General features: G+C 72.4%; 23 protein-coding genes. 12 read left to right on the forward strand and 11 right to left on the reverse strand.

Annotated elements, in window-relative coordinates:
- Positions 1–192 precede the first annotated feature (192 nt).
- Together BMY19_RS20370 and mdoH are read right to left on the reverse strand one after the other, a co-directional pair.
- Positions 193–858 (reverse strand): L,D-transpeptidase, encoded by a 666-nt coding sequence (locus BMY19_RS20370; RefSeq protein ID WP_091681796.1) that lies wholly within the window; start codon positions 856–858, stop codon positions 193–195.
- 225 nt (positions 859–1083) lie between these two features.
- The gene (gene mdoH, locus BMY19_RS20375; protein WP_091681797.1) at positions 1084–3012 is read right to left on the reverse strand and encodes a glucans biosynthesis glucosyltransferase MdoH; all 1929 of its coding nucleotides are present in this window, start codon (positions 3010–3012) and stop codon (positions 1084–1086) included.
- Between the two features lie 271 nt (positions 3013–3283).
- On the opposite strand from mdoH, the gene BMY19_RS20380 reads away from it, so the two are divergent.
- On the forward strand, positions 3284–4798 hold the full coding sequence (locus BMY19_RS20380; RefSeq protein WP_100252761.1) for an OpgD/OpgG family glucan biosynthesis protein: 1515 nt from the start codon (positions 3284–3286) through the stop codon (positions 4796–4798).
- A gap of 41 nt (positions 4799–4839) precedes the next feature.
- Here BMY19_RS20380 and BMY19_RS20385 read toward each other — a convergent pair whose 3' ends face one another.
- Entirely contained in the window at positions 4840–5040 is a 201-nt protein-coding gene (locus BMY19_RS20385) for a hypothetical protein (protein ID WP_100252762.1), read from the reverse strand.
- A gap of 122 nt (positions 5041–5162) precedes the next feature.
- Positions 5163–6635, reverse strand: coding sequence for a glucose-6-phosphate dehydrogenase (gene zwf / locus BMY19_RS20390; RefSeq protein WP_091681801.1), 1473 nt, complete (start codon positions 6633–6635; stop codon positions 5163–5165).
- Between the two features lie 219 nt (positions 6636–6854).
- Here zwf and BMY19_RS20395 point away from each other — a divergent pair, with 219 nt between their 5' ends.
- The gene (locus BMY19_RS20395; protein WP_020093814.1) at positions 6855–7142 is read left to right on the forward strand and encodes a GIY-YIG nuclease family protein; all 288 of its coding nucleotides are present in this window, start codon (positions 6855–6857) and stop codon (positions 7140–7142) included.
- Positions 7143–7291: 149 nt separating this feature from the next.
- Here BMY19_RS20395 and BMY19_RS20400 read toward each other — a convergent pair whose 3' ends face one another.
- Entirely contained in the window at positions 7292–8134 is an 843-nt protein-coding gene (locus BMY19_RS20400) for an SDR family NAD(P)-dependent oxidoreductase (RefSeq protein WP_100252763.1), read from the reverse strand.
- Positions 8135–8290: 156 nt separating this feature from the next.
- Between BMY19_RS20400 and BMY19_RS20405 the strand changes: the two genes are divergently transcribed.
- Positions 8291–9469, forward strand: a complete 1179-nt coding sequence (locus BMY19_RS20405; protein ID WP_100252764.1) for an endo-1,4-beta-xylanase — start codon at positions 8291–8293, stop codon at positions 9467–9469.
- Here BMY19_RS20405 and BMY19_RS20410 read toward each other — a convergent pair.
- A complete protein-coding gene (locus tag BMY19_RS20410) occupies positions 9456–10574 on the reverse strand; it encodes an acyltransferase family protein (RefSeq protein ID WP_100252765.1) in 1119 nt (372 codons plus the stop codon). The genes BMY19_RS20405 and BMY19_RS20410 overlap by 14 nt on opposite strands.
- A gap of 383 nt (positions 10575–10957) precedes the next feature.
- On the opposite strand from BMY19_RS20410, the gene BMY19_RS20415 reads away from it, so the two are divergent.
- Positions 10958–12778 (forward strand): L,D-transpeptidase family protein, encoded by a 1821-nt coding sequence (locus BMY19_RS20415; protein ID WP_100252766.1) that lies wholly within the window; start codon positions 10958–10960, stop codon positions 12776–12778.
- 136 nt (positions 12779–12914) lie between these two features.
- A complete protein-coding gene (locus BMY19_RS20420) occupies positions 12915–13448 on the forward strand; it encodes a Dps family protein (protein ID WP_020093819.1) in 534 nt (177 codons plus the stop codon).
- A 54-nt stretch (positions 13449–13502) separates the two neighbouring features.
- On the opposite strand, the gene BMY19_RS20425 is transcribed toward BMY19_RS20420, so the two are convergent.
- Entirely contained in the window at positions 13503–16190 is a 2688-nt protein-coding gene (locus tag BMY19_RS20425; RefSeq protein ID WP_100252767.1) for a bifunctional acetate--CoA ligase family protein/GNAT family N-acetyltransferase, read from the reverse strand.
- Between the two features lie 394 nt (positions 16191–16584).
- Between BMY19_RS20425 and BMY19_RS20430 the strand changes: the two genes are divergently transcribed.
- Together BMY19_RS20430 and BMY19_RS20435 are read left to right on the forward strand one after the other, a co-directional pair.
- Entirely contained in the window at positions 16585–16998 is a 414-nt protein-coding gene (locus BMY19_RS20430; protein WP_020093821.1) for a Ros/MucR family transcriptional regulator, read from the forward strand.
- Positions 16999–17108: 110 nt separating this feature from the next.
- Positions 17109–17867 carry a restriction endonuclease gene (locus tag BMY19_RS20435; protein WP_020093822.1) on the forward strand — a complete coding sequence of 253 codons (759 nt, stop codon included), beginning with the start codon at positions 17109–17111 and terminating at the stop codon, positions 17865–17867.
- Positions 17868–17873: 6 nt separating this feature from the next.
- Here the strand turns inward: BMY19_RS20435 and BMY19_RS20440 are convergent, their stop codons facing one another.
- From BMY19_RS20440 to BMY19_RS20450, 3 genes are all read right to left on the reverse strand, one after another.
- A complete protein-coding gene (locus BMY19_RS20440) occupies positions 17874–18515 on the reverse strand; it encodes a DedA family protein (RefSeq protein ID WP_100252768.1) in 642 nt (213 codons plus the stop codon).
- A 91-nt stretch (positions 18516–18606) separates the two neighbouring features.
- Positions 18607–19086: a peroxiredoxin gene (locus BMY19_RS20445; protein WP_020093824.1), complete on the reverse strand. Its 480-nt coding sequence runs from the start codon at positions 19084–19086 to the stop codon at positions 18607–18609.
- A gap of 111 nt (positions 19087–19197) precedes the next feature.
- A complete protein-coding gene (locus BMY19_RS20450; RefSeq protein WP_020093825.1) occupies positions 19198–19455 on the reverse strand; it encodes a hypothetical protein in 258 nt (85 codons plus the stop codon).
- 186 nt (positions 19456–19641) lie between these two features.
- Between BMY19_RS20450 and BMY19_RS20455 the strand changes: the two genes are divergently transcribed.
- A complete protein-coding gene (locus BMY19_RS20455) occupies positions 19642–20280 on the forward strand; it encodes a YqgE/AlgH family protein (RefSeq protein ID WP_100252769.1) in 639 nt (212 codons plus the stop codon).
- A 145-nt stretch (positions 20281–20425) separates the two neighbouring features.
- Here the strand turns inward: BMY19_RS20455 and BMY19_RS20460 are convergent, their stop codons facing one another.
- On the reverse strand, positions 20426–21412 hold the full coding sequence (locus BMY19_RS20460; protein ID WP_100252770.1) for a hypothetical protein: 987 nt from the start codon (positions 21410–21412) through the stop codon (positions 20426–20428).
- 392 nt (positions 21413–21804) lie between these two features.
- Between BMY19_RS20460 and dnaK the strand changes: the two genes are divergently transcribed.
- The 4 genes from dnaK to BMY19_RS20480 all read left to right on the forward strand — a co-directional run bounded on the left by dnaK (position 21805) and on the right by BMY19_RS20480 (position 26326).
- Entirely contained in the window at positions 21805–23721 is a 1917-nt protein-coding gene (dnaK, locus tag BMY19_RS20465; protein WP_029359089.1) for a molecular chaperone DnaK, read from the forward strand.
- Between the two features lie 251 nt (positions 23722–23972).
- Positions 23973–25121: a molecular chaperone DnaJ gene (dnaJ, locus tag BMY19_RS20470; RefSeq protein WP_020093829.1), complete on the forward strand. Its 1149-nt coding sequence runs from the start codon at positions 23973–23975 to the stop codon at positions 25119–25121.
- Positions 25122–25260: 139 nt separating this feature from the next.
- The gene (locus BMY19_RS20475; protein WP_100252771.1) at positions 25261–25899 is read left to right on the forward strand and encodes a class I SAM-dependent methyltransferase; all 639 of its coding nucleotides are present in this window, start codon (positions 25261–25263) and stop codon (positions 25897–25899) included.
- Between the two features lie 109 nt (positions 25900–26008).
- Complete coding sequence (locus BMY19_RS20480; RefSeq protein WP_100252772.1) at positions 26009–26326, forward strand: hypothetical protein; 318 nt, start codon at positions 26009–26011, stop codon at positions 26324–26326.
- The last annotated feature ends 11 nt before the right edge of the window (positions 26327–26337 follow it).

A 26337-nucleotide genomic window follows, 5' to 3' on the forward strand; every position in this document is an offset into this window, starting at 1 on the left:
ATGTGCCTATCCCGTCATCACGAGCGAAGCGAAGTGACCCAGGGCAGCGCGACCTCTGCAGGCGTGGCGCCGCTGGATTGCTTCGCTCCGCTCGCAAAGACGGCCGCGCCGAAGCCATCGACCGGAAACCCTACGAAACGCGAAAAGGGCCGACCTCGCGGCCGGCCCCCTCGTCGAAGCTCCGAAAAGGAATCAGCGCTGGACGATGACCTTCGTGCCGACCTTGGCGCGGGTGTAGAGGTCCGTCACGTCGTCGTTGGTCATGCGGATGCAGCCCGACGAGACGGCGGTGCCGATCGTCTCCGGCTCGTTGGAGCCGTGGATGCGGTAAATCGAGCCGCCGAGATACATGGCGCGGGCGCCGAGCGGGTTCTCGAGACCGCCCTTCATGTAGCGCGGCAGGTCGGGCCGGCGCTTCAGCATGGTCGACGGCGGGCGCCAATCCGGCCACTCGCGCTTCATCGTGATGGTCTGCACACCGCCCCAGGTGAAGCCCGGCCGGCCGACGCCGACGCCGTAGCGCAGGGCCTGGCCGCCGCCGAGCACGTAGTAGAGCCGCCGCTCGGCGGTGGAGACGACGATCGTGCCGGCGCCGTAGGGGCCGTTATACGCCACCGTCTCGCGCGGGATCGCCGACATCTGCGGGACCGCCGCGTCGGCGCTCAGCGGGTCGGCGGGGTTCAGGGCAGCATTGGCCACCGGCACCGCGACGGTCTCGACGGCCTGCGGGCGGACGCGCACGGTGAGCGCGTCGTTCAGCGGCTGGCGGGTCAGCGGGTCGATCTCGTAGGCCAGTGCCGGCGCGGCGCAGGCGGCCGCGCCGAGAAGCCCGATCAGGGCGGGGAGAAAACGACGCATCAAAGCCTCTCGGGGCAGGCGCGGACTATGGCGGGAACGCGGCGAAGACCGCGGCACGATGCCGTGCCGATCCTCGCCAAGGGGTAAACGCTCGCGCCTCAAATCCAAGCCTGAAACCGCCCGGCCGGGGCGGTTCCGCCCGCCCGTGACTCGATGGCAACACTGTGGCAGCTTGGCCGTAAGAGCCGGGATGACGGGCGCGGATCCGCGCGTTCGCGCCCCCCGTCAGGCCTCGTCGGCGGCGAGCCAGATCGCCGGTTCGCGCGCGGCCGGGCGGAGCGGGGCCGGGGCGGCGGGCAGACCGCGCAGCTGGGCGAGTTCGGCGAGCTCCGGCGCCTGCGCGGTGTCGTCGGCGTTCAGGAACAGGCCCCGCGCCCGGGCGGCGCGGCCGAGATCGGCCCGGCTGGTCCAGACGCTCTGGGCCGGGCTCGTGAGCAGCGCCAGGGCGATCGGCGCCAGCCAGAGGGCGAGCCACGGGTTCCCGACGAGGACCAGGGCGAGCACCATCAGCGCGCCGACCACCACGGCGTCGGCCTGGAGCCGGAACGCCTCCGCCCAGGAGACCTGCCGGTCGTCCCGGTCCTGCGTCTCCCAGCGGACCACCCGGCCGAAGAAGGTCGAGACCACGGCGCCGGCGGTGAACAGGGTCAGGACCGGCCACAGGACCACCCACACCGCCTGCTCCAGGGCGGCGCTCGCGAGCAGCGCCCGCGTGCCGCCGAAGGCCGCCCGGCGCTCCGCGGAGGCGAGGACGTGGCCGAGGCTCAGGAGCTTGGGCAGGGCCAGCACGGCCACGCTGAGGGCGGCGAGCGCGTGGGCGGCGGCGCCCTGCCCGGTCAGCCCGTAGGCCAGGAGGCCGAGATCGCCGGTCCGGGCGGCCTGCCACGCGGCGAGGCCCAGGAAGGCGATCCAGAGCGGCAGCACCCCGTAGGAGAGGATGCCGACGAGGAGGTGCCAGCGGCTCGCGCCGTGAAGGCCCGCCCAGGGCAGCACCCGCAGGTGCTGGAGGTTGCCCTGGCACCAGCGGCGCTCGCGGCCCAGCAGGTCGACGAGGTTGGTGGGCATCTCCTCCCAGGTGCCGCCCATCTCGGGCAGCAGCCGCACCTCCCAGCCGGCGCGCACCATCAGCGCGCCCTCGACGATGTCGTGGCACAGGATCTCGCCGCCGAGCGGCTCCCGGCCCGGGAGCTTCGGGAGCTGCGCGTTCTCCGCGAAGGCCTCGACCCGCAGGATCGCGTTGTGGCCCCAGTAGCTGCCCTCCGGGCCCTGCCAGGTCTCCAGGCAGCGCAAGGCCAGCGGCGCGTAGAGGCGGACGGCGAATTGCTGGATGCGGGCGAAGAGCGTGTCCCGGCCGGCCGCGTACGAGACGGTCTGGATCAGGCCGGTGCGCGGGCTCGCCTGCATCAGCCCGACGAGGCGGCCCATGGCCGCGCCGGTCATCAGGCTGTCGGCGTCCAGCACGATCATGAAGGCGTACTCGCCGCCGTAGGTGCGGCAGAACTCGCCGATATTGCCGGCCTTGCGGCCGACATTCTCCGTCCGGCGCCGGTAGCGGATCCGCGGCAGCGCCGGGTCGGAGGCCGCCCAGGCCTGGATGCGGGCGTACTCGTGCTCCTCCACGGCGGCGATCGCGCCGTCCCGTGTGTCGGAGAGGACGAAGATGTCGATGCCCCGCGCCTCGGCGCGGGCGAGCGACCGGGCCATCACCCGCAGGCGGGCGAAGACCGCGACCGCGTCCTCGGCGTGGATTGCCACCACGGCGGCGGTGCGACCGGCCCCGTCCGGGCCGGCGCCAGCCTGCTCGGAGCGGCGCTCCAGCGCGGACTTCGCCCGATCGCCCAGGAGAGCCGCGACGAACCCGTAGACGTACTGGCAGGCGACGAAGGCCTGCCAGCCCATCACGAGGCCGAACAGCACCAGGACCGCCCAGGCCAGCGGGCTGACACCCGCCGGGTAGGCGAGCGCGGCGAGCCAGACGAGGCCGCCGGCGGTGGCGAGGCTCGGGACGGCCAGGGCGAGGCGGCGGGCGCGCAGGGCGCCGCGCGGCGCGTCGGTCCAGACCTCGCGGCAGGCTGCGTTCTCCGACGGATCGGGTATGGCGGGAGCCGCGTTCCGGTGCGACCGCTCGGCGGAGGAGGTGACGCGTGACGACATGGCGCGAGGAACTCGACCGTGGAAGGCTGCCGGCCGCCCGGCCGTGCGGGGCCGGGAACCGATGACCGTGGATACCGATGTGCGGGGTGAGGATACGGAGCCGACCCGGCAGCCCAGGCCGCCGGAAGCCGAACGGATCAATCCCCCCTCCCGGCGCCGCGTTCTTCGAACAGTCCTGGCCGCGGCTGCCGGCACGGTTCTACCTAGCGCGACGGATCTGAATGGGTCCAGAACGTGGGCCGGGCCGGCGCTTCCGCCGCAGGGCGACGCGATGACCTTCGAGACCCTCTCGGCCGAGGCGGCGCGGCGCGCCGCAGCGCCCTACGCCCCGCCGCCCGAGGACCTGCCGCCAGCGCTCGCCGCCCTCGACTACGACGGCTACCGGGCGATCACCTTCCGGCCGGACGCGGGCCTGCGGCTCGGCGCGCGTTTCAGCGCCCAGCTGTTCCACCGCGGCTTCCTGCAGCGCCGGCGCGTGGCGCTCCACCTCCAGCCGCTCCGGGGGCCCGCGCGGCCGATCCCCTACGACACGGGGCTGTTCGACCTGGGCACGCGGCTCGCCGGCCAGGGCTTCCCGGCGGATCTCGGCTTCGCGGGCTTCCGCCTGCACTACGCCTTCCCGGACACGCCCGCCTGGCGGCCGAAGGGCTTCCAGGAGGAGTTCCTCGTCTTCCTGGGCGCCTCCTACTTCCGCCTGCGGGCGGCGAACCAGGAATACGGGCTCTCGGCCCGGGGGCTCGCCATCGGCACCGGCGCCCCGGAGGGCGAGGAATTCCCCGACTTCGTCGCCCACTGGATCTGCGAGCCGGAGCCGGAGGCGCGCACCCTCACGGTGCTCTCCCTCCTCGACAGCCCGAGCGTGGCCGGCGCCTACCGGTTCGAGATCGCGCCCGGCGACCCGGCCCGGATCGCCGTCACGGCGGCGCTCCACCCGCGCCGGGCGCTCCCGAAGCTCGGGCTGGCGCCGCTCACCAGCATGTTCCTGTACGGCCAGAACGGGCCCGGGGCCCGGGGCGCCAAGCCGTTCGACGATTTCCGGCCGCAGGTGCACGACTCCGACGGGCTCTGCGTCGCGGCGGGGGCCGACCCGGCGCGGATCGACCGGATCTGGCGGCCCCTGGTCAACGGGCGGGCGCAGCCGCAGATCTCCGCCTTCGCGGCCCGGCCGCTCGCCGGCTTCGGGCTGCTGCAGCGGGAGCGGAGCTTCGCGGCCTACCTCGACGTGGAGGCGCGCCACGAGGCGCGGCCGGGCCTGTGGGTGGCGCCGGATTCCGCCGGGGGCGCCTTCGCGGACGGCGCCGTGCAGCTCTTCGAGATCCCGTCGGGCGAGGAGTACATGGACAACATCGTGGCGGCCTTCGTGCCGGCGGCCCCGGCGCAGCCCGGCGCGCCGCTGCACGTCCGCTACGGGCTGACCACGGTGGGGGCCGAGCCCGTGCCGGCGATCCCGGAGACCGCCCTCGCCCGGGTGACGTCGACGCGACTCGGCTCGGCGGAGCGCCTGCGCCCGTCGAACCCGCCCGACCCGCGGCGGCGGCTCTGCGTCATCGACTTCGAGGGTCCGGGCCTGCCGAAGGGTCCCGACGACGCGGTCGACGCGGAGGTCTCGGCCAGCGCCGGCACGCTGCACGATCCGGTGGCCAACTTCGTGCCGCAGACCGGAGGCTGGCGGATCTACGTCGAGTGGCGCCCGCCGGAGCCGGTGCCGCCGGGCGACGTCGTGCTGCGCGCCCGGCTGGTCCGCGGAACCGTCCCCCTCAGCGAGACCTGGGACGCCGCCGTGTAGGCTCCGTCATCGCGTCGCCGCGCTCGCGAAGACGGCGTGTCTCAGGCGGTCCGGCGCTCCTGCTCCAGGCGCCGGGCCAGGCGGGTGGCGCCGTAGACCTCGCTCAGGCGGCGGCGGGCCGCGGTGACCGGCGGCGCCTGCCGCTCGTCGTAAGCGGCCGCGATGACGCGCAGGGCGGCGGCGACCGAACGCTCCAGGCGACGCTCGGCCTGGACGGCCGCGTCCCGATGATGGTCCAGCATGTGATGATCCCTCGTGCTGCGCCGTCTCCACCCTCTGGCGGGGCGGTATCCGGCAGCGCCGACAGATTTCACATCCGGCTTGACCGTATCAAGGCAGCTTGGCCATGAGCCGCGGCGCGTCGTTACCGCAATTCCTCGTGCCACGTCCGGCCATCGCGCTCGATCAGCGCGATGGCGGCGGTCGGGCCCCAGCTGCCGGCCGGGTAGGGCCGCGGCGCCTCGGGCCGGTCGGCCCAGGCCTTGAGCACGCCGTCCGCCCAGGCCCAGGCCGCCTCGACCTCGTCGCGGCGCATGAACAGCGTCGCGTTGCCGCGGACCACGTCCATCAGCAAGCGCTCGTAGGCGTCGGGGTAGCGCTGCTTGAAGGTCTCCTCGAAGGAGATGTCGAGGTCGGTCGGGCGCAGCCGCAGGCCGCCGGGCCCCGGATCCTTGGTCATCACCTCGAGCTTCATGCCCTCCTGCGGCTGCAGGCGGATCACGAGGCGGTTGGGCTCGCGGCCGAAGGCCTCCTCGGGGAAGATCGAGAACGGCGAGGCGCGGAACTGCACCACGATCTCGGACAGCTTCTGGGGCAGGCGCTTGCCGGTCCGCAGGTAGAACGGCACCCCGGCCCAGCGCCCGGACTGGATCTCGACCTTCATGGCCACGAAGGTCTCGGTCCGGCTCTCGTGGCCGAGTTCGGCGAGGTAGCCCTCGACGGGTTTGCCGTCGACGGCGCCCGCCACGTACTGGCCGCGCACCGTCACCAGCGGGATGTCCTGACTGGTGATCGGCTTCAGGGCGCGCAGCACCTTGAGCTTCTCGTCGCGGACGGAGTTCGCCTCGAGATTGAGCGGGCTCTCCATGGCGGTGAGGCAGAGGAGCTGCAGGATGTGGTTCTGCAGCATGTCGCGCATCGCGCCCGACGTGTCGTAGTAGCCGGCCCGGCCCTCGACCCCCACCGTCTCGGCGACCGTGATCTGGACGTGGTCGATCACGTCGGAGGTCCAGAGCCGCTCGAAGATCGTGTTGGCGAAGCGGAGCGAGAGCAGGTTCTGGACCGTCTCCTTGCCGAGATAGTGGTCGATCCGGAAGATCTGCGATTCGGGGAAGACCTCGCCGACCGCGTCGTTGATCGCCCGGGCCGATTTCAGGTCCTTGCCGATCGGCTTCTCCAGCACGACGCGGGACTTCTCGCCGACGAGCCCGTGGGCGGCGAGGTTGCGGCAGATCGAGCCGTAGAGGTCGGGCGAGGTGGCGAGGTAGTAGGGCCGGACCTGGTCGGGCCGCTCGTCGAGCTTGGCGACGAGGTCGGTCCAGCCGCTGTCGCCGGCGCCGTCGACCGCGACGTAGTCGACGTGGTCGAGGAAGCGGTGGAGCATGTCGTCGGACAGGTCGGACGCCGGCACGAAGCGCTTGAGCGCGTCGCGGGCGTGCTCGCGGAAGGCGTCGAGGGACAGTTCCGAGCGCGAGGCGCCGATGATCCGGCTGGTCTCGGGGATCTGGCCGTCGCGGAATCGGTAGAACAGGGCCGGCAGGAGCTTCCGCGCGGTCAGATCGCCGGTCGCGCCGAACACGACGCAGTCGAAGGAAGCGACGGGGATGATCGTGGCCAAGTGCGGCTCCCGGTTGTCGTGCGCTGGTCTCGTGCGGCGGCTGCGTCGCACTGACCTAGCCCGTGTGCAAGGGCTTCGCCAGACGAGGGGTGCAGGCCAGCGCTGTCCGGTTCAGGGGGCGGCCGGGACAGATCCGGGCAAGTCCACGCTGCCACGCTCCGTCCTTGCGAGCGCAGCGAAGCAACCCAGGGCAGCGCGGCGGCGCCGAAGGACAGCACGATGCGCGAGCCGGCCGTCTACATCATGGCGAGCCGCCGCAACGGCACGCTCTACACCGGCGTGACCTCGGACCTCGCACGGCGGGTCCACGAGCACCGGGAGGGGCTGCTTCCCGGTTTCACGAGCCGCTACGCTTGCCAACGCCTCGTCTGGTACGAGCGCTATCCCACGATGAATGAGGCCATCACCCGCGAGAAGCAGATCAAGGCGGGCTCACGGAAGAAGAAGCTCGCCCTGATCGAGGCGATGAATCCGGACTGGAACGACCTGTATCCCGATCTCGCGTGAACGGGTCCGGCGTCGCGGATCCCTGGATTGCTTCGCTGCGCTCGCAAAGACGGCGTTGTCTGGCTCATCGCGGCCCCCCAGGCCGCCTTCACACACTCCGTCATCACGAGCGGAGCGAAGTGACCCAGGGCAGCGCGAGGCCGCGCGGGTCACCCCGCCATGTACCGCTTGAACGCCTCGGCGTGGTCCGGATGCCAGCGCGAGAGGGCGGGCCGGTTCTCGACGATGTCGCCGGACGCCCAGGCGATCCGCTTCGCGTCCTGGGCGCGGGTGGTCTCGTTGTCCGGGCAGAGGATGTAGAAATCGCCGGCGGCGAGCCGCTCCAGCAGGAAGGCCACGGTCTCGTCGGGCGTCCAGGCCCCGGCGGGCTTCTCGGCGACGCCGCGGGCCTTGGTGAGCCCGGTATAGACGAAGCCCGGGATCAGCAGGTGGGCGGTGGTGTGGCAGCCCTCCCGGTTGCGAAGCTCGTGGGCGAGCGCCTCGGTGACCGCCTTCACGCCCGCCTTGGAGACGTTGTAGGGCGCGTTGCCCGGCGGGGTGGTGATGCCCTGCTTCGAGCCCGTGACGACGATCGCCCCCGGCCTGCCGCCCTCGATCATGCCGGGCGCGAAGGCGTGGATGCCGTTGACCACGCCGCCGAGATTCGTGCCCAGGATCCGCGTCCAAGTGTCGGCGTCGGAGAACAGTTTTCCGCCGGCCTCGATCCCGGCGTTCAGCATCACCAGGGCGGGCGGCCCGCCCTTGGCGACGGCGGCCGCCAGGGCCTCGACGGCGCCCCGGTCCGACACGTCGGTGGGCACGGCGCGCACCTCGACGGCGGCGAGTTCGGCGACGGCGGCCCGGGCCGCGTCCAGGGCCGGGCCCGGCAGGTCGGCGAGCCAGACGTTCATGCCGGCCCGGGCGAAGGCCTGCGCGGCGGCGAGCCCGATGCCGCTCGCAGCCCCGGTGACGACCGCGCTGCGGCCCGGACTGATCGCGGGGTGCTGGCTCATGACGGATCCTCGGCTGACGGGCGCCCATCAGATGGGGCGCCCCGGGCGGAAGGCGAGTTCGCGCCGCGGTCCCGCGCCGCCCCGGCAGAACCTGCGGATCGCCGCCGCGGCGGCTTCTGCTAGGGTGGCGGGCATGTCACGGAACGAAGCACCCGGATGCCCCCTCTCCCGCACCGCCGGTCGATCCTCGCCGGCGCGGCCGCCCTCGGCCTCGCCGGCGCGGCGCGCGCGGCCGGCCCGGCGGGGTTCGGTCCCCTCGGCCGGCCGTCCTGGTCGGCCGACAGCCTCCAGGCCGCCGCGGCCGCCAAGGGCCTGACATACGGCTGCGAGGTGCCGTTCCACCGCTTCGACGCGACGCCCGCCTACCGGCAGGCGGTGGCGCGGGAATGCGGCATCCTCGTCTGCGGCACCGAGATGAAGATGGAGGAGGTCCTGCCGGCGCCGGGCAAGACCGACTTCGCCCGCGGCGACGCCATCCTGCGCTTCGCGAGAGCGAACGGCCAGCGCATGCGCGGCCACACGCTCGTCTGGCACGCGGCGCTGCCGCCCTGGGTCGGACCGCTGCTCGGCCGGGCGAGCGCCGTCCAGGCCGAGGACTTCATGCGGCGCTGGATCGAGACGGTGGCGGGCCATTACCGCGGCCAGATCGTCGCCTGGGACGTGGTCAACGAGATCCTCGGCAACGAGTCCGATCCCGACCGCGGCGGCGGCCTGCGCGACTCGCCCTGGCTCGCCGCGATCGGGCCCGGCTACGTCGACCTCGCCTTCCGGATCCTGCACGAGACCGATCCGGCCGCCGCCGGCACGTGGAACGAGGACGCGGTGGAGCAGGGCGTGCCCTGGATGGAGGCCAAGCGCACCAAGGTCCTGCGCCGCCTGGAGGCGATGCGGTCCCGGGGCGTGCCGATCCGGCGCTTCGGGCTCCAGTCGCACCTCACCAGCACGATCCCGATCGACCAGGGCCAGCTGCGGCGCTTCCTGCGGGAGATCGGCCAGATGGGTCTCGGCATCGAGATCACCGAGCTCGACATCGACGACCGCGACTTCCCGTCCGACGTGGCGACCCGCGACCGGATGGTGGCCGATTACGCCCGCCGCTACCTCGACGTGGTGCTGGACGAGCCCGCCTGCCTCGACGTCCTGACCTGGGACATCTACGACCCGGACACGTGGCTGAACGACCACCCCTACCGCAAGCGGCCCGACGGCCTGCCGCAGCGGGCGCTGCCGCTCGACGCGCAGTTCCGGCGCAAGCCCCTGTGGCACGCGATGAAGGCGGCCTTCGAGGCAGCGCCCGACCACAGGGCCGCCCGCGAGAAGCTCAGGCGGGCGTGACGCCGGCCCGGCGGCCGTCCTCGGCCAGGCTCGGCTCCGGCGGCCGGTCCGCCAGGAGCCGGCGGCGGAGGCGCGCGCAGGGGCGCTCGACGAGGCCGTACATGCCCCAGCACCACAGCAGGGTCACCGGGAAGGCCGCCAGCATCAGGCCGACGCCGTGCAGCCCGGGCCGCAGGTGCAGCACCAGGGCCACCACGGTCATGTGCGCGAGGTAGAAGCTGTAGGACCAGAGACCGAGCCGGCGCATAGGCCGGCTGGCCAGCAGCCGCACCAGAGGTCCCTCGCCGTGCAGCAGGTACGCGAAGGGCACGAACAGGGCGGCGCTCTGGAGCGTGTAGCGCAGGCTCTCCCGGAAGGCGGGATCGCGGACCGCCAGGGTCCCGAGGATCACCGCGAGGCTCGCCGCGACGTGCCAGGGCGCGGGGCGCCTCGCCCGGTCGGCCGGGACCACCGGGTTGTTCCACAGCCCGAGGCAGCACCCGAACAGGATCGCGTCGATCCGGGTGTGGGTCCAGCTGTAGTTCAGGCTGTAATCCGGCAGCCGCCAGACGTTGACGCACCGGATCGCCAGGACGGCCGCGCAGAGCCCCAGGCAGGCCAGGGCCGCGCGGCGCGGCCGCAGGCGCCCGAGCCAGAGCAGGAAGACCAGCGGGAAGACGAGGTAGAAGTGCTCCTCGATGGCGAGGCTCCAGAGCGGCACCGGCAGCACCGCCTCGGTGCCGAACAGGCCGGGATAGTTCGTCAGGAAGGTCGCCTGCCCGAGGACCGCCGCCGGCGCGACCGGCATCCAGTCGAGCCACCCCGCCGCGTAGAGCGCGCCGGAGGCGAGCAGGGTCAGGTACATGGGCGGCAGGATGCGCAGGCTCCGCCGGAGGTAGAAGGCCGGAAGCGACACCGTCCCGGTCCGCGCCCGCTCGATCCGCAGGAGCGTGGTGATCAGGTAGCCGCTGAGGAAGAAGAAGACGGTCACGCCGAAGCCGCCCGGCACCACGTGGCCGTAGCCGCAATGGGCCGCGAACACGATCAGGATGGCGAGCGCCCGCACCCCGTCGAGCTGCGGCAGGTAGGGCATCGTCCTCGGGATCGGATCACCGGAATCCGGCATGCTGGGGACCGATCTCCTGTCCGGGCCTAGGCAGCCGTGGCGGCCCGGCCCTGCGGTGTCCGACGGAACGCTTCGATGAAGGTGTCCTACTCCGTCATCGCGGGCGGAGCGAAGTGACCCGCGGCAGCGCGACGACGGGCGGCGTCGCGCCGTCTGGATCGCTCGCTCCGCTCGCAAAGACGCGGGCGCCGGAACCAGCAACGCACGAATGTATGAGCGGGACGTTCACGCCGACCGACATCCGCGACGTCACACGCGGATGAATCAATGGCGGCATCGTGAATCCCGATCCTGCCCGCTCTCGGGGTCGGAGGAGATTGGTAACCACGCCGGCCCATCATCCGGCCCGGTCGCGCCGCCTGAGCGCGTCGGGAGTGTTGCGTATGGTCCCGGTCCAGCCCCGCCGTCACGCCCGCCCGCACGCCGCGCTGGGTGCGGGCCTGTCCCTGCTGGCCCTGCTCGGAGCGCCCGGCGTCGCCCTGGCGCAGGGGACCGGCGCGGCGCAGGGCGGCCCTGCGCCGGTGCCGCCGCTCGCCGCGCCGGTCGCGGTGCCGCCCGCCGCGGGCGAGACCGCGAAGAGCCAGGAGCCCCGCGCACCGGAGGCGAAGGGTGAGGCGAAGGGCGCGGCCGTCAAGCCGGCGGAGGCCAAGCGGGCCGAGACCAGGCCGGCCGAGACCCGGGCGACCGAGGCCGCGCCGGAGCCCGTCCCGGCGCAGGGCAAGGCGCAGGATGCCAGGGCGCAGGACGCGAAGGCACAGGACAGCAAGGCGTCGGACGCCCGATCGGCCGAGACCAAGTCCCAGCCGGCCAAGCCTCAGGAAGCGGCGAAGAGATCCCGCGAGCCGGCGCCGCTGGTCTACGCCAAGGTCTCCGCCGACCCGAACCCGACGCTGACACCCCGGACGTTCCTCGACACGCTCCGGGCGGCCGAGCGCTACGCGGCCTTCGCGGAGGCCGGGGGCTGGGAGCGGCTGCCAGACGATCTCGCGCGCCTCAAGCCCGGCGAGCGCCACCCGGCGATCCCCGCCCTGCGCCACCACCTGACGCTGACCGGCGACCTGCCGGCGGATGCCCCCGCGAACGACCGCCTCGACCCGCCCCTGGTGGCGGCGATCGCCGCCTTCCAGGCCCGTCACGGCCTGCCCGACAGCGGTATCCTTGGCCGGCTCACGATCAACGCGCTCAACGTGCCGGCCGCGGTGCGCCAGCGCCAGCTCGCCGCCTCCGCGGCCCGGCTGATGGGCTCGAAATTCCCGTTCGGCGAGCGCTACGTGGTGGTCAACATCCCGTCCGCCGCCGTGGAGGCGGTGGAGAACGGCGCCGTGACGCGCCGCTACGTCGCGGTGGTCGGCTCCCCCGACAAGGCGACGCCGTCCGTCGAGACGCGGATCACCGACATCAACTTCAACCCGACCTGGACCGTCCCCGCCTCGGTGGTGAAGAACGAGATCATCCCGGCGATGCGCAAGAACCCGGGCTACCTGGCCAAGAACCGCATCCGGATCCTGGGCCCGGCGGGCGAGGTCGACCCGACCCGGATCGACTGGGCGGGCCAGAAGGCCGTCAATTACACGCTGCGCCAGGATTCCGGGCTCGACAATTCGCTGGGCCAGGTGCGGATCGACATGCCGAACCGCTTTGCCGTCTACATGCACGATACGCCGGCGAAGTCGCTCTTCGCCGCGAGCGTGCGCTTCCACAGCCACGGCTGCGTCCGGGTCGGACAGGTGAAGGAGCTGGTCGGCTGGCTGCTGCAGGGCACGGACGGCCCCAACGGGCCGGGCACGAGCTGGGGGCCGATCGAGATCGAGACCGGCATCGCCGACGGCGAGCGCCGCGACATCAAGCTCACCAAGCCGATCCCGGTCACCTTCGTGTACCTCACCGGCTTCGCCACACCGGACGGGAAGGCGCATTTCCGCGACGACATCTACAACCTCGACACGCCGGCGCCCGAGCCCGCCGCCACCGGCGCGATCCCGCCCGCGGCGGGCGCGGACGCCGCGAAGCCGGCCCCCGCCACCGCGCCGGTCCCGCCCCGGCCTGGTGCGGCCCACGACGCGAAGCCGGCTCCCGCGCGGGCTGCCGCGGCCAAGCCCGCGACGGTCGGGCCTCCGCCGGTCAGGCCCGCACCGGCGAAGCCGTCGCCGGAGCGGCCCGTTACCGAGCACCGCAGTTTGGAATCCGTCGAACCTATCCGCTAAAGCCAACCCAGCCATGCGATTCTCGGCACGCCGGAACATCCCGGCGGGCCGGCCATTGGCCTGCAGAAAGCGCGTCCGCCCCTCCGCGGAGTGACGGAGCGGCGCGCCGAGCCAGCGAATCGCATTGGAGACGACCATGGCCAAGGCCAAGCCGAGCAGTCGCATCGAGAGCGCGCGCCTCAACACCCCGACCGACCTCGATCCGAGCGACGTCCGAACGATCGCCGAGGGCCTGACGGTCCTGAGCTCGGACCTGTTCGCCCTCTACATCAAGACCAAGAACTTCCACTGGCACATGAGCGGACCCCATTTCCGCGACTACCACCTGCTGCTGGACGAGCAGTCGGCCCAGATCTTCGAGATCATCGACGCGGTGAACGAGCGCGCCCGCAAGATCGGCGGCACGGTCCTGCGCTCGCTCGGCCAGGCCAAGAGCCTGACCCGCGTGGCCGACAACGATGCCGAGTACGTCTCGCCTCTCGACATGCTCAAGGAGCTGCGCGACGACAACAAGGCCCTCACCGCCAACATGCGGACGCTCCACGGGGTCACCGACGAGGCCGGCGACGTGGCGACCACCTCGCAGCTCGAGGAGTGGATCGACCAGTCCGAGGAGCGGACGTGGTTCCTCTACGAGACCACCCGCAATGCGACCGACAGCGGCCACTGAGCCGCGCGCCCCGGCACCGGCGCGGCCGGCGCCGGGTCGGGCCTCGCCGCGCCGCTAGCCGGCGGCGAGATCGAGGTGCACCTTCACGAGGCCCGGATCGTCCGGGTCGCGCCCCTGCGTGAAGCCGAGGCGGCGGCACACCGCCAGCATCGGCCGGTTCTCGGCGAGCACCGTGCCCTCGACCCGGCCGATCCCCTCGGAGCGCGCCCAGTCGATCATCAGGCGCATCAGCGCGAAGGCGAGGCCCGTCCCGCGGGCGTCGCGGCCCACCGCGATCGCGTACTCGCCGCTCTCGTGGTTGGCGTCGGCGTGGAGCCGGACCGCACCGAGCATGCGCTCGCCGCCGCCCGGCCCGATCTCCGTGGCCACGAACGCGATGGCGCGGGCGTAGTCGAGCTGCGTCAGGCGGGCCAGGAAGGCGTGGCTGAACTCGCGCACCGGCCCGAAGAACCGCAGCCGCAGGTCCTCCGGGTCAAGACCCTTGAAGAAGGCCAGGAACAGGCCCTCGTCCTCCGGGCGCACGGGCCGCACCCGCACGGTCCGGTCCTTGAGGTTGAGCGTGCGGATCCACTCGGCCGGATAGGGCCGGATCGCGAAGCGCGGGTGGCCGCGGCCGTGGACGCTGCCGTGGTCGCCGCGCTCGGCGCGCCCGATCCGGACCCGGGCGTCGAGGGCCAGCACGCCGGTCTCGTCGGCCAGGAGCGGGTTGATGTCGAGCTCGCGCACCTGCGGCAGGTCGGCGGCGAGCTGGGACAGCTTCACCAGCGTCAGCGCGATCGCCCCGAGATCGGCCGCCGGCACGTCGCGGTAGGCCTCCAGGCGGCGCGCGACCCGGGTGCGGGCAATGAGATCGCGCGCCAGGGTCAGGTCGAGCGGCGGCAGGCCGAGGGCGCGGTCGTCGATCACCTCCACGGCGGTCCCGCCCCGGCCGAACACCACCACCGGGCCGAACACCGCGTCCTCCGCGAGCCCGGCGATCAGCTCCCGGCGCTGGCCGCGGCGGACCATCGGCTGCACGGCGAAGCCGGTGACCCGGGCGTCGGGCCGCTCCCGGCGCGCGCGGGCCAGGATGCTGCGGGCGGCCTCCGCGACGTCGGCCTCGCTGGTCAGGTCGAGGTGGACGCCGCCGATGTCGGATTTGTGCACGATGTCCGGCGAGACGACCTTCAGCGCCACCGTCCCGCCCGCCGCGATGATCGGCCACGCGGCCGCCGCGGCCGCGTCCGTGTCGGGGGCGAGCGTGATCGGGACGGTCGGGATCCCGTAGGCCTGCAGGAGGCCGTTCACCGCCACCGGGTCGAGCCACGCGGCGCCCTGGCGCAGGGCCCCGGCGACGATCGAGCGGGCCCGCGCCGTGTCGGGGGAGAAGTCCCGCGGCAGCGAGTCCGGCGTGCGCATCAGGTCGTCCTGGGCCTCGCGGTAGCGCACGAGATGCAGGAAACCCTCGATCGCCTCGGAATCGGTGGTGAAATGCGGGATCCCGGCCTGCGCGAAGGTCTCGCGCGCCGCCTCCGCGTCGCCCAGCGTGACCGCGAAGACCGGCTTCTTGCGGGTCTGGCCGGCGCGGGCGGCCTTGACCGTCGCGGCGACGGCCTCGGCCACCGCGCCGGCCTCCGAGCGGATCGTCGGCACGTGGATCGCCAGCACGGCGTCGCTCGTCCGATCCGTCAGCAGCGGCGTCAGCGCGGACGCGAAGGCCGGACCGGCGGCGTCGACGCCGAGGTCGAGGGGGTTTCCCGGCGCGCGGCCCTCCGCCTCGGCGGGCGCCGCCAGGGTCCCGGCCCGCTCGATCAGCCGGTCCGCCGCGAGGAGGCCGATGCCACGGCCGTTGGACACGATCGCCAGCCGGTGGCCGGGGAACGGCCGCTGCCGCCCCAGGGTCTCCACGGCGGAGAACATCGCGTCGAGGTCCGGCACGGCCAGCAGGCCGGCCCGCCGGAAGGCCGCGGCGTAGACCGCGTCCGGGCGGGCCAGGGCGCCGGTATGGGTGACGGCGGCGCGGGTGTCGGGCCGGTGCCGGCCGGCCCGCAGGACCACGACGGGCTTAGCCCGGGCCGCGGCGCGGGCGGCCGACATGAACCGGCGGGCATCCGCGACCCGGTCGAGGCAGAGCAGGATCGCGCGGGTGCGGAAATCGGCGGCGAAGTGGTCGAGGCAGTCGGCCACGCCGATGTCGAGGACGCTGCCGAGCGACAGCACCGCCGAGAAGCCCGTGCCGTGGCGGGCGCCCCAGGCGACGATGGCGGCCGCGACCGTGCCGGATTGCGAGACGAGGGCGAGGTCGCCGGCCTCGGGCGCTTGGGCGAACAGGCTGGCGTTGAGCCTCGCGCCCGGGACCGCCAAGCCGGCGCTGTCGGGCCCGAGCAGGCGCAGGCCGTGGGCGCGGGCGATCCCGTGGGCGACCGGACCGGGATCCTCCGGCCCGGATCCGAGCCGCGCCGTGAGGATCACGGCCGCCCCGGCGCCGATCGCGGCGGCCTGCGCGACGACCTCGGGCACGCTCGGCGGCGGCACCGCGATCAGGACGAGGTCGGGGGCGGCGGGCAGATCCGCGACCCGCGGCACGCAGGCCAGCCCGTCGACGGTCGTTTGGTCGGGCTGGACCGGCATGATCGCGCCGGGAAAGCCCGCGGCGCGCAGGCTGTCGAGCACGCTGCGCCCCAGCGAGCCCTCGCGCCCCACCGCCCCGACCAGGGCGATCGAGCGGGGCGCCAGCAGCTTGTCGAACCGGTAGGTGCTCACGACCGGCGGCTCACGACATCGTCACGGGACGCGGTCCCGCAGGCCGTTCCTGGCGGCACGCATCTGGCCTCTCGCTCACGTCCGAACGGACGAGGCGCCGGGGCGCCCGCCGCCCTCCCAGATGGCGCGATCCGGCGCGCCTGCAACGCCCGGTCGGCACGCGCCGGCCGGAAATCGCGTGGTCGACGCGAGCGCGGTCTCCAGACCTCCTTTTGTTCAATATCGGGCGCCATTTATCCACTCTAAGACGGCACTTGTGGGCATGTGTGGATTGGACTTGCTATTGAATTCACACCACCATAGTAACTGCCCATTAACTACCCTGTATCGGGTCGAGCAGAGACAGATCCCGGCCGGCGTCGGTGGCCGGCTGGGATCGATTGGAGGTTACGGGATGGACGCCACGGGTGAAGGGCAACCGGACTATCTCACGCTGTCCGTCGACATCGTGTCGGCCTTCGTGAGCAACAATCCGGTCCCCGCGCCGGAACTGCCGGGGCTGATCGCGGCCATCCACGCGACGCTGCACGGGCTCGGCGAGCCGTCCGCCCCGCCGGCGGAGCAGCTGCGGCCGGCCGTGCCGGTCCGGCGCTCGGTCCAGCCCGACTTCATCGTCTGCCTGGAGGACGGCAAGAAGTTCAAGTCGCTGAAGCGCCACCTGCGGACGCACTACAACCTGACGCCCGAGGAGTATCGGGGAAAGTGGGGCCTGCCGCCCGACTACCCGATGGTGGCGCCGAACTACGCCGCGGCGCGGTCCAGCCTCGCCAAGAGCATGGGCCTCGGCCACCAGCGCCGGAAGGGCTGACGGCGCGGCGCTCTCATCCGCGTCCGCGTCCACAGCTTTCGGAGGCGGGTTAGGCATCGGGCAAGCCGCGCTTGCGAGGGTCGGGGGCCCGTCAGCGCCCCCGAGACCCGATGCCCGGCAAGCCCAGCCTCGTCGCCCGCCTGTTCTGGACGGCCGTGATCGGCCTTCCCTTCGGGCTCTGGTACGGCCGGCCGGCGCTCGCCGCGACGGGACTCGCCCTCGCGCTCGTCCTGCTGCGGCATCTCGGGCGCCCGCGCCGGTTCCGGGCCCGGGTGCGCCGGATCGCCCGCGCCCATGCCGAGACGCTGGCGCTGCGGCGGCGGCAGGAGAGCTACACCGACCCCTACGGCAACCGGATCGAAGACGGCTGGCTGCGCGAGCGCGATTATTTCCTCGAGCGGACCGTCCTGCCGCAGCTCGGTCCCCGCTTCGCCGACCTCGCCGAGGCGGAGCACGCGCGGATGCTGGCTATCGTCGAGGCCGAGGCCGCCGCCGTCGCGCTCCCGGAGGAGGACGAGGCGCCCGGGGACGGGCTGGACTACGAGCGCTACTGCGCCGAGCGCCTGGTCCGGGCGGGCTGGCGGGCGCACCGGACGCCGGCGAGCGGCGACCAGGGCGCCGATATCGTGGCGGTGCGGGACGGGCTGCGCCTCGTCGTGCAGTGCAAGCGGCTGAGCAAGCCCGTGGGCAACGCCGCCGTGCAGGAAGCCGCCGCGGCCCTGCGCTACTGGGACGGGGACCGGGCCGCCGTGGTGTCGAACGCCGGCTTCACGCCGGCGGCGCGCCGGCTCGCCACGGCCACCGGCGTCCTCCTCCTGCACCACGACGCCCTCGAGGCGATCGAGGCGTTCGACCTCGCGGAGACGTGATGCCCGTCAGGCGAGCGGGCCGGGGATGGCGATCTCCGCCTCGCTGAGCAGGCGCGCCTCGTGGCGGCGCACGAACAGCCACAGGGCCAGGCCGCCGAACACCACCAGGGCGAGCAGGGTCAGGCCCACCGGGCCGACGATGTGCTCGATCTGGCGCCCGCAATAGTACGAGCCGATGCCCATGCTGCCGGCCCAGACGATGCCGCCGAGGGCGTTGAAGGCGAAGAAGCGGCGCGCGTCCAGGCGGTTGACCCCGGCGAGCAGGGCCGCGTAGGCGCGCAGCATCGCGGTGAAGCGGCCGAAGAACACGATCTTCCCGCCGTGCTGGCGGAACAGGTACTGGCCGAGCTTGAGCCGCCCGTGGTCGAGGGCGATGAGATGGCCGTAGCGGAGCAGCAGCGGCATGCCCCAGCGCCGCCCCGCCCAGTAGCCGACATTGTCGCCCAGGATCGCCGCCGTCGCCGCCGCGGCGATGACCAGGCCGATGTTCAGGTTCCCGGTGCTGCCGGCGTAGACGGCGGCCGAGATCAGCACCGTCTCGCCGGGGCACGGCACGCCGGCGCTCTCGAGAGTGATGATCACGAAGATCGCGATGTATCCGTAATTCGCGATCAGGTCGGCGACGGGCAGGTCGTTCAGGAAGGCCATGCGGTCCTCGGGCCGGTCTCCGGGCAGAGCCCGGCGACACAAGCGGACGGAACGTGGCCTTAAGAGGGCCGATCTGCGGCCGGCGGCGTCCTCAGAGGACCTTCAGCAGTGCTTCGGCGCCGGACGCCTCGGCCTTCGAGGGCGTCTCCTCGACGTTGAGGATCCGGACGACGCCGTCCTCGACTAGCATCGAGTAGCGCTTCGAGCGCATCCCGAGGCCGAAGCCGGTGCCGTCCATCTCCAGGCCGAGGGCCTTGGCGAAATCGGCGTTGCCGTCGGCGAGGAATTCCAGCCCCTCGGCGCCGCTCGCCTTCGACCACGCGTCGAGCACGAACACGTCGTTGACGCTCGTCACCGCGATGGCGTCGATACCGCGCCCGAGGATCTCGTCCCGGTGGGTGACGAAGCCCGGCAGGTGGTTGCGGTGGCAGCTGGGGGTGAACGCGCCCGGCACGCCGATCAGCACCACGCGCCGGCCCTTGAACACGTCGTCGGTGGTGCGCGCGATCGGGCCCTCGGGGCCGATCACCCGGAAGGTGGCCTGGGGCAGGTGGTCGCCGACCTGGATCATCGCGGGTCCCTCGTTGTCGCGCGCTGGGATGGCGCGCGTGAGCAGCGCGCCTGACCTAGCGTGGCAGGGGGTGCCTGTCGAGGATGCGGCCAGCTCCGGCTTGCACCGCCCTCACGGGCCGATCAGCTTGATGAAGGCCGCCCCGGCCCCGAAGAAGGCCGCTCCCGCCGCCATGCCCGAGAGGGCCACCTGCCAGGGCGCCAGGGCCCGGTCACGGCCGAGCTTGGCCTGCTCGGCCAGCAGCTTCGCCTGCTCGGCGATCAGCTTGTGCTGCTCAGCGACGAACTTGCGGGTCTCCTCCTGGGACCGCTCGATCCGCGCCCGCTGCTCCTCGATGTCGAAGGTGGGAGCGGGTGCGACATCCGCCATGACCAGCGAGCCTCAACGGTGACCGCGCCGGCCGCGACGCGGACCGACCCGGGTATTGTGGGACAGGGATTGAGACCCGCACAAGCTTGGGGGAGGCTTGCTGCGTCCCTTTTGCCCGCTGGACAACGGAGGGGCGCGGCGTAGCATGGACGCATGGCGCACCCTCCGCACCGCAGGCCCGATCCCATGTCGGCAGCGTCGTCCCAGGCCGGGAAGGCGGCGCCGCTCCGCACGGAGCTGTCGGGCCCGCACTTCCTCGACGGGCAGTTCCTCGTGGCCATGCCCGGCATGGCCGACGAGCGCTTCGCGCGCTCGGTGATCTACATCTGCGCCCATTCCGCCGACGGGGCCATGGGCATCATCGTCAACAAGGCGGCGACCGACATCAGCATGCCGGACCTGCTGGTCCAGCTCGACGTGGCGCCCGAGGCGGACGCGATCCGCCTGCGCGAGCGGGTCGGCCACATGCCGGTCCTGATGGGCGGCCCGGTGGAGGGACGGCGCGGCTTCGTGCTCCACAGCGACGATTTCCACATACAGCAATCGACGCTGATCATCGACGACGGCATCTGCCTGACCGCGACCGTGGAGATCCTCCGCGCCATCGCCAGCGGCGAGGGGCCGGCCAGCGCCGTGCTGGCGCTCGGCTACGCCGGCTGGCAGGCCGGGCAGCTGGAGAGCGAGATCATGGCCAACGGCTGGCTCAACTGCCCGGCCGACCCGGCCCTGATCTTCAACGCCGACCTCGACGCCAAGTACGACCTCGCCCTGCGGGCCAACGGCATCGACCCGGCGATGCTGTCGATGACCGCCGGCCGGGCCTGACCCGACCGCGCTCGCCGGGGCGGCACGCCGTCTTTGCGAGCGGAGCGAAGCGATCCAGGAACGCTACGCCGGCCAGCCTCGCGCTACCCTGGGCTGCTTCGCTCCGCCCGCAAAGACGGTCGCGCCGGGCCGTCACGGGGCGGTCTTACTCCGGAACGGCGTCGCCGCCGCCGACCGCGTCCGGGTTCATGCCCTCAACGGCCGGCTTGGGCCGGGGCCGCCGGGGCGCCACGGCGGCGGTGGGCGTCGCCGTGTTGGCGCCGAGCCGGGTCGCCAGGGCCAGGGCGCGGTTCTCCGTCACCCGCAGATGGCAGAACCCGTGCGTCCCCTCGCGCGCGTAGGTGCGGCAGAGCTGCTCCCGGTCTGAGGAGAACGCCGCCTGCTCGCTGACGATCGGCCGCACGTCCTCGCGCCGGGCCCGCTGAGTCATCAGCTTGTAATTGTCCCGTACGGCCTTGTCGGCGACGCCCCGGGCCGTGTCGAACTCGCCGGCCCGCGGGATCAGGGTGGCGGCGCCTGGCCCCCAGAGACCGACCGGCGTGGTCGCGCAATCCGCCGCCGAGAAGGTGCAGACCGGGCCCGAACCCAGGCTCGAGACCAGGACGCCGCCGTCGGTCACGTCGAAGCGCAGCGGGCACTCGGCCCCGGCGGCCTCGAAGCGGGGCACGCCCTCGGGCTTGCCCTCGGCGGTGAGCGGCACCGGATTGCCGCCCGCGAGCGGGACGGTGCACGAATCCGCCGGCTGCGAGATCTTGGTCCCGGGCAGCTTGATCCGCGCCGTGACGGCCGTGCCGGAGCGCTCCAGCTTCAGGGACCCGGACAGGCCGTTGAGCTGCAGCTCCTGGCCGATCACGCCGTCCTCGGAGGGCGTCTTCAGCACGACCGGGCGGGCCGGGGCGGGGGCGGGCCGGGGCGCCTCGGGAGCCGCCGCGGGCGGGCCCGGCTCGCCCGGGGCCCCCGGGACGGGCGCCGGTTCCGGCAGGCCCCGCGGCGGCGTCGGCGGCCGCTCCGGCTTGATGCCGAACAGGCGCTCGAAGAAGTTCTGGGCCTGCGCGGGGGGCGCGGCGAGCATCCCGGGCGCCGCGACGGCGACCGCCAGGATCGGGAGCAGGAGGCTGCGGGTCGGGCGCATCGGACTCTACGACGGGGAGACGAAGTGGCGGGGCCACGCGCAACCCCTTGTCGAAACGTTAACACGCCGTCGATGGCGCGGACGTGGCAGCGGAGCAACAAAATGCAGCCACGCCACCGGGCCGACGCCGTCCGAGCGGCGAGATCCTGCCGGAATGACAAGGGGATGGCGCGGATCCGCGGGACCGATCCCGCCGCGCAGGCTTCGCCTTGCGGGCCCGGAACGGGCTTCTTATATCGCCCTCGACGCGGGATTGCGCGCTGGGTTTCAGCCGTTCACGGCCCTTGATCCGGCCCGGGTCCCATACTCACATCACCCCCGACACCGCCATGGGCCGAGCTGCTTCGGGGCTCGGCGGTCTGCTTGAACGCGACACAAAGAGGGATCCCACCATGGGTAAAGTTATCGGCATCGACCTCGGCACCACCAATTCTTGCGTGGCCGTGATGGAAGGCACGCAGCCCAAGGTCATCGAGAATTCGGAAGGCGCGCGCACCACGCCGTCCATCGTCGCCTTCACGGACGACGGCGAGCGGCTCGTCGGCCAGCCGGCCAAGCGCCAGGCGGTCACGAACCCCGAGCGCACGTTCTTCGCCATCAAGCGGCTCATCGGCCGGACCTACGACGACCCGATGACCCAGAAGGACAAGGGCCTCGTGCCCTACAAGATCGCCCGCGGCGACAACGGCGACGCCTGGGTCGAGGCGGACGGCAAGAAGTACTCGCCCTCGCAGATCTCCGCCTTCACCCTGCAGAAGATGAAGGAGACTGCCGAGTCGCATCTCGGCCAGCCGGTCACGCAGGCGGTCATCACGGTCCCGGCCTACTTCAACGACGCCCAGCGTCAGGCCACCAAGGACGCCGGCAAGATCGCGGGCCTCGAGGTGCTGCGCATCATCAACGAGCCGACCGCGGCGGCGCTCGCCTACGGCCTCGACAAGAAGAAGTCCGGCACGATCGCGGTCTACGACCTCGGCGGCGGCACCTTCGACGTCTCCATCCTGGAGATCGGCGACGGCGTCTTCGAGGTGAAGTCGACGAACGGCGACACCTTCCTGGGCGGCGAGGACTTCGACAACCGGATCGTCGAGTACCTGACGGCCGAGTTCAAGAAGGAACAGGGCATCGACCTGACCAAGGACAAGCTCGCCCTCCAGCGCCTCAAGGAGGCCGCCGAGAAGGCGAAGATCGAGCTGTCCTCGGCCACCCAGACCGAGATCAACCTGCCCTACATCACCGCCGACAACACCGGCCCGAAGCACCTCGCGCTGAAGCTCAGCCGCGCGAAGTTCGAGTCGCTCGTCGACGATCTGGTGCAGCGCACGATCGAGCCCTGCCGCAAGGCGCTCAAGGATGCCGGCGTGTCGGCCTCCGAGATCGACGAGGTGGTGCTGGTCGGCGGCATGATCCGCATGCCGAAGATCCAGGAGGTGGTGAAGTCCTTCTTCGGCAAGGAGCCCCACAAGGGCGTCAACCCGGACGAGGTCGTGGCCATCGGCGCCGCTGTGCAGGCCGGCGTGCTCCAGGGCGACGTCAAGGACGTGCTGCTGCTGGACGTGACCCCGCTGTCGCTGGGCATCGAGACGCTGGGCGGCGTGTTCACCCGGCTCATCGACCGCAACACCACGATCCCGACCAAGAAGTCCCAGACCTTCTCGACCGCCGAGGACAACCAGAACGCGGTCACGATCCGGGTCTTCCAGGGCGAGCGCGAGATGGCGGCCGACAACAAGCTGCTCGGCCAGTTCGACCTCGTCGGCATCCCGCCGGCGCCCCGCGGCATGCCGCAGATCGAGGTGACCTTCGACATCGACGCCAACGGCATCGTCAACGTGACGGCCAAGGACAAGGCGACCAACAAGGAGCACCAGATCCGCATCCAGGCCTCGGGTGGCCTGTCGGACGCCGACATCGACCGGATGGTGAAGGACGCCGAGGCGAACGCCGAGGCCGACAAGAAGCGGCGCGAGCTCGTCGAGGTGAAGAACCAGGGCGAGAGCCTGATCCACGCCACCGAGAAGTCGGTGACCGAGTACGGCGACAAGGTACCGGCCGCCGACAAGGGCGCGATCGAGACCGCGATGACCGCGCTCAAGACCGCGCTGGAGGGCGACGACGTCGAGACCATCAAGGCCCGGACCACGGACCTGATGCAGGCCTCGATGAAGCTCGGCGAGGCCATGTACGCCGCCAACCAGGCGGCCGGCCCGGATGCCGGTGCCGAGGCGGCGGCCTCCGAGAAGAAGGACGACGTTATCGACGCCGACTTCCAGGAGGTCGACGAGAAGGACCAGAAGAAGCGCGCCTGAGGCGCAGATCTGATACGACCGCGCGGGGCCGGAGCGATCCGGCCCCGCCTTTGCGTGAGAAGCGTATTCAGAAGCTCCGTCATGCCGGGCCTGCGGGGCCCGGAACCGGGAGCCGCCGGCCGATCGCGGATCCGCGTCGTCGGCGCCTCCGGTTTCCGGGCTCGTCGCGGCCTCCCGGAACGGCGGCGCGGTGGTAGAGAAGCGTCGCGGCCCGGGGTACGGGACGGGACGGGAAGGCACCTGAGGGCGGGATGTCGAAGCGGGACTACTACGAGATCCTGGGGGTCACCAAGACCGCCACGGAAGGCGAGATGAAGGTCGCCTTCCGCAAGCTCGCGATGACCTATCATCCCGACCGGAATCCCGGCGACAAGGACGCCGAGATCAAGTTCAAGGAAATCAACGAGGCCTATCAGTGCCTCTCCGACGGCCAGAAGCGCGCCGCCTACGACCGGTTCGGCCATGCGGCCTTCAGCCAGGGCGGGGCCGGCGGTCCCGGATTCGGCAACGAGTTCGGCGACTTCATGTCGGACATCTTCGACAATTTCTTCGGCGACGGCCGCGGGGCCGCCGGCGGTGGCCGCGGACGCGGCGGCACGCCGGGCCGCGAGCGCGGGGCCGACCTGCGCTACAACCTCGAGATCACCCTGGAGGAGGCCTTCACCGGCAAGGCCGAGACCATCAAGATCCCGACCTCGATCACCTGCGAGGTCTGCGACGGGTCCGGCGCGAAGCCCGGCTCGAAGCCGCGGACCTGCCCGACCTGCGCGGGCTACGGACGGGTCCGGGCGGCGCAGGGCTTCTTCGCCATCGAGCGGACCTGCCCCAACTGCCACGGCCGCGGCGAGATCGTCGACGACCCCTGCACCGCCTGCCAGGGCGCCGGGCGCGTCAACCGCGAGCGCACCCTCTCGATCAACGTGCCGGCGGGCGTCGATGACGGGCTTCGGATCCGGCTCGCCGGCGAGGGCGAGAGCGGGCTGCGCGGCGGGCCGGCGGGCGACCTCTACGTCTTCCTATCGATCAAGCAGCACGAGTTCTTCCAGCGCGACGGCGCTGACCTGTTCTGCCGGGTGCCGATCTCGATGGTCACGGCCGCGCTCTCGGGCGAGATCACCGTGCCGGTGATCGACGGCTCGCAGACGCAGGTGCGCATCCCGGCGGGGACGCAGACCGCCAAGCAGTTCCGCATCAAGGGCAAGGGCATGCCGGTGCTGCGCTCGCGGGAGGTCGGCGACCTCTACATCCAGGTCTTCGTCGAGACCCCGCAGAACCTGACCAAGCGCCAGCGCGAGCTGCTCCAGGAGTTCGACCAGTCGGCCTCCCCGGAGAACCATCCCGAGTCCGCGGGCTTCTTCTCGAAGGTGCGGGACTTCTTCGGGGGCGCGGTCCGGCCGTGAGGCCGGATCCGAATCCCGGGAAGACCCGTTATGCAAGCGGCCGGCGTGGCTTGCATCCCCTAGGCGCGGCGCCGGCTTGACTGTAAGACAGCGCCGTCCCTAGCCATTCATTCTCATCCGGCATCAAGGAATCCAGGACTTGCCGCCGCTCCGCCGTCCCAACGCGAAGGCTCCTGCGGGCAGGAGCGCGATTTTCGGGCCGCGGCGCGACCCCCTCGAGGACGAGGCCCGATTCCTGCGGTCCTGGCTGGAGCGCCCCCTGGTCACGGGGGCCGTGACGCCCTCGGGCAAGATGCTCGCCCGGACCATGGCGGCCTACGTCGACCCGCGCTTCGAAGGGCCCGTGGTCGAGCTGGGCCCCGGCACCGGTCCTGTGACCGAGGCGCTGATCCGGCGCGGCGTCGCGCCGGAGCGGCTGATCCTCGTGGAGTTCAACCCCGATTTCTGCCGCCTCCTGACCCATCGCTTCCCGGGCGTGCGGGTCATCCAGGGCGACGCCTACAACATGCGCGCGAGCCTCCAGGACGTGCTGACGGAGCCCGCCGCCGCGACGATCTCGAGCCTGCCGCTGTTCACCAAGCCGCTGGAGCAGCGGCTCGACCTGCTCAACACCGCGCACGACCTGATGCGGCCGGGCGCGCCCTTCGTGCAGTTCACCTACGCGGTCGTTCCGCCGATCCCGGCCCGCTGCGAGGCCGGCAGCTACACCGCCGATCGCTCCAACCGGGTCTGGCTGAACCTGCCGCCGGCGCGGGTCTGGGTCTACCGCCGACCCTGACCTGAACACGGCCTGAGCGAATAGGTCACGTTTGCGTCAACTGGAAAGGCGCACACCTGGGACACGGCCGGACGCCACAGGGCGACCGGCGTGGATCAGGAGAACGCCGATGTTCACCAAGACCGCACGGACCCGTTTGGCCGCCGCCCTGGCCTTCGGCGGACTCGCCTTCGCGGCGCCGGCCATGGCCGCGCCCCTCGGCCGCGATGCCGGCCTGCAGGCGGAAGCCGGCGACATCCAGACCGTCCAGTACGGCTACGGCTACGGGCACCGCCACGGCGGCTGGGGTCACCGCGGCTACGGCCCGCGCCATCACCACCACGGTTGGGGCCGGGGCCATCATCACGGCTGGGGGCACCGCGGCTTCGGCCCGCGTCACCATCACCACGGCGGCTGGGGCCATCGCCACGGCTACGGCCGCTGGTAAGGGCTCCGAGC

Origin of the sequence: Methylobacterium sp. UNC300MFChir4.1, assembly GCF_900110155.1 — a bacterium.
Lineage (GTDB): Bacteria > Pseudomonadota > Alphaproteobacteria > Rhizobiales > Beijerinckiaceae > Methylobacterium.

Excerpts from the sequence above, each read along its gene's own strand:
- BMY19_RS20370 (WP_091681796.1), bottom strand. The coding sequence starts at position 858 with ATGCGTCGTTTTCTCCCCGCCCTGATCGGGCTTCTCGGCGCGGCCGCC.
- mdoH (WP_091681797.1), bottom strand. The coding sequence starts at position 3,012 with ATGTCGTCACGCGTCACCTCCTCCGCCGAGCGGTCGCACCGGAACGCG.
- BMY19_RS20380 (WP_100252761.1), top strand. The coding sequence starts at position 3,284 with ATGACCTTCGAGACCCTCTCGGCCGAGGCGGCGCGGCGCGCCGCAGCG.
- BMY19_RS20385 (WP_100252762.1), bottom strand. The coding sequence starts at position 5,040 with ATGCTGGACCATCATCGGGACGCGGCCGTCCAGGCCGAGCGTCGCCTG.
- BMY19_RS20395 (WP_020093814.1), top strand. The coding sequence starts at position 6,855 with ATGCGCGAGCCGGCCGTCTACATCATGGCGAGCCGCCGCAACGGCACG.
- BMY19_RS20400 (WP_100252763.1), bottom strand. The coding sequence starts at position 8,134 with ATGAGCCAGCACCCCGCGATCAGTCCGGGCCGCAGCGCGGTCGTCACC.
- BMY19_RS20405 (WP_100252764.1), top strand. The coding sequence starts at position 8,291 with ATGCCCCCTCTCCCGCACCGCCGGTCGATCCTCGCCGGCGCGGCCGCC.
- BMY19_RS20410 (WP_100252765.1), bottom strand. The coding sequence starts at position 10,574 with ATGCCGGATTCCGGTGATCCGATCCCGAGGACGATGCCCTACCTGCCG.
- BMY19_RS20415 (WP_100252766.1), top strand. The coding sequence starts at position 10,958 with ATGGTCCCGGTCCAGCCCCGCCGTCACGCCCGCCCGCACGCCGCGCTG.
- BMY19_RS20420 (WP_020093819.1), top strand. The coding sequence starts at position 12,915 with ATGGCCAAGGCCAAGCCGAGCAGTCGCATCGAGAGCGCGCGCCTCAAC.
- BMY19_RS20430 (WP_020093821.1), top strand. The coding sequence starts at position 16,585 with ATGGACGCCACGGGTGAAGGGCAACCGGACTATCTCACGCTGTCCGTC.
- BMY19_RS20435 (WP_020093822.1), top strand. The coding sequence starts at position 17,109 with ATGCCCGGCAAGCCCAGCCTCGTCGCCCGCCTGTTCTGGACGGCCGTG.
- BMY19_RS20440 (WP_100252768.1), bottom strand. The coding sequence starts at position 18,515 with ATGGCCTTCCTGAACGACCTGCCCGTCGCCGACCTGATCGCGAATTAC.
- BMY19_RS20445 (WP_020093824.1), bottom strand. The coding sequence starts at position 19,086 with ATGATCCAGGTCGGCGACCACCTGCCCCAGGCCACCTTCCGGGTGATC.
- BMY19_RS20450 (WP_020093825.1), bottom strand. The coding sequence starts at position 19,455 with ATGGCGGATGTCGCACCCGCTCCCACCTTCGACATCGAGGAGCAGCGG.
- BMY19_RS20455 (WP_100252769.1), top strand. The coding sequence starts at position 19,642 with ATGTCGGCAGCGTCGTCCCAGGCCGGGAAGGCGGCGCCGCTCCGCACG.
- BMY19_RS20460 (WP_100252770.1), bottom strand. The coding sequence starts at position 21,412 with ATGCGCCCGACCCGCAGCCTCCTGCTCCCGATCCTGGCGGTCGCCGTC.
- dnaK (WP_029359089.1), top strand. The coding sequence starts at position 21,805 with ATGGGTAAAGTTATCGGCATCGACCTCGGCACCACCAATTCTTGCGTG.
- dnaJ (WP_020093829.1), top strand. The coding sequence starts at position 23,973 with ATGTCGAAGCGGGACTACTACGAGATCCTGGGGGTCACCAAGACCGCC.
- BMY19_RS20480 (WP_100252772.1), top strand. The coding sequence starts at position 26,009 with ATGTTCACCAAGACCGCACGGACCCGTTTGGCCGCCGCCCTGGCCTTC.